The organism is Helicobacter pylori, assembly GCF_001998165.1.
In the GTDB taxonomy this organism is placed as follows: domain Bacteria; phylum Campylobacterota; class Campylobacteria; order Campylobacterales; family Helicobacteraceae; genus Helicobacter; species Helicobacter pylori_DL.
Map to the genome: position 1 here is coordinate 1 of NZ_MTWR01000108.1, position 1,230 is coordinate 1,230.

1 protein-coding gene and 1 pseudogene are annotated in these 1,230 nt (G+C 37.6%); both read right to left on the reverse strand.

The features are described from left to right. A partial coding sequence (locus BZK24_RS08390) for an ABC transporter substrate-binding protein (protein ID WP_077657146.1) occupies positions 1 to 891 on the reverse strand: 891 nt, incomplete at its 3' end. A 204-nt stretch (positions 892 to 1,095) separates the two neighbouring features. Beyond that, a pseudogene (locus tag BZK24_RS09160) lies at positions 1,096 to 1,230 on the reverse strand (ABC transporter substrate-binding protein); the annotation flags it as partial.

A 1,230-nucleotide genomic window follows, 5' to 3' on the forward strand; every position in this document is an offset into this window, starting at 1 on the left:
AGCGATAAATAAGCTTATGAGCGGAGCTCTAGGCCCGCCAATATCCATCGTGGGGAGTTTATAAACTTGCTTGTTTTTAATGGCTTTGATAGTGGAAAACTTGGGGTTGTTTAACACATCTTCAGGCGTGAGTGGGCTTACCCACCAAATGAAAATGATTTCAGGGTTTTCTTTAACGATTTTTTCCACGCTAATATCAGCGCGTCCAAATTTCACATATTTTAGACCAAAATTGTCTATGCCCCCTTTTTCTAAAATGTCTGAGCTAATGGCTTGATGGCCGCTGATTTTATTGGCTTTATGGAAAAGCTCCACCCCTTTTTTCTTTTTAACATCTTTCAAACGCTCAGCAATAAAATCCAAAGTTTCTTGCATTTTGGCGAATTTTTTAGAAGCGTCAATTTCTAAGACCGCAGCTTGAGCTTGCATAGCTTGCATGGCCTCTGCAATCGTTGTCTCTTGGAAAGAAAGGAATGAAATCCCAAATTTTTTCGCATGCTCTACCGCTTTGGGGTTGCCCACAAAGGTTACCACAAGATCAGGGCTAAGCTTTTTTAAAAGCTCCACATTTAGCGCGGCTGTATGATCGGTACTCAAGTGTTTGATGCGTTTAAGCTCTTCGCCTTTGAGAGTGGCTTTAACAATATCATCTTTAAAAGCGTAATCCGAAACGCCTACAACCCTATCCCAAACATTAAGCATGGCAGGCACTTCTACATAGCTCCCTATATAGGCTATTTTAGAAACAGGGAGCTTTATAGTTTGCTCCCCGAAATAATCCTTGACTTTAACTTCTTGTGCTGAAGCGTTGCACACATTCAATAATAATGAAGCGACAAGCGCGCCTAAAGAATAAGAAATAAAAGCTTTTTTAAAGCGAGTAACTAACATAACGATCCTTTTTGTATGATTTATAAAGCGATTATAACACCACTAAGAAAATAACAATAGTAAAAATGAAACTATTTTTCATAAAATCTTAAAAGATAAAGGCAAGATAAAAATTAGGGAAGAAAATTTTAGCTATAGGGCTTGTTTTAAGCCTGGTGCGATAGATAACATGAAAGGCTAAAGAATACTAGCCCTTTTTAAAAATCAATGCCATAAAAAAGGCTCAATTTCTGCATCCTTCAAATCAAAAACCACTTTATAGTAGTCTTTAACAAACGCATTAATATCCACGCCCTTAAACGCTTCAGGGTGGGCTTTTAAAGCGATAAATAAGCTTAT